The following is a 416-nucleotide window of genomic DNA, read 5'->3' as shown; positions in this document are numbered from 1 at the left end:
GACCGCGTTGACGCGGTACCCGCGCCAGAAGTGCCGCCCGGGGTGCAGGTCGCGCTCGGCGAGGAACCGCCGCCACGCGAACATCGCGGCCGCGAGCGCGGGCCCGAGCGGCAGGGCGAGCAGCGCGACGATCCACACGTTGGCGGCGTCGGCGGCGAGGAACGGCACGAGCGCGAGCGGCAGACCGCCCGTGAGCGCGACGAGCACGCTGATCGTCAGGACCCAGAGCACGACGGCGGCACCCCGCGAGAGCGGGCCGGAGCCGACCTCGTCGAGCGGGTCGCTGCGCTGCGTCATCGTCGTCATGCTCGCACGCGCTCGTGCGCCGCGACGAGCCGGTCGTCGTCGACGCCCAGGATGCGGCGGTCGTCGAGCCCCTCGTGGTGCGTGGGCGTCACGGGCGTCAGCTCGACGAA

General features: G+C 75.0%; 1 pseudogene. It reads right to left on the bottom strand.

Annotated features, from left to right (window positions below):
* Positions 1 to 297 (bottom strand): annotated as a pseudogene (locus G3I71_RS48670) (hypothetical protein); the annotation flags it as partial.
* Positions 298 to 416 lie beyond the last annotated feature (119 nt).

The sequence above is a fragment of the Streptomyces sp. SID12501 genome (assembly GCF_010550245.1).
In the GTDB taxonomy this organism is placed as follows: domain Bacteria; phylum Actinomycetota; class Actinomycetes; order Streptomycetales; family Streptomycetaceae; genus Streptomyces.
The sequence above is the reverse complement of the archived record's forward strand: the minus strand, read 5'-3'. Positions and strand labels throughout refer to the sequence as shown.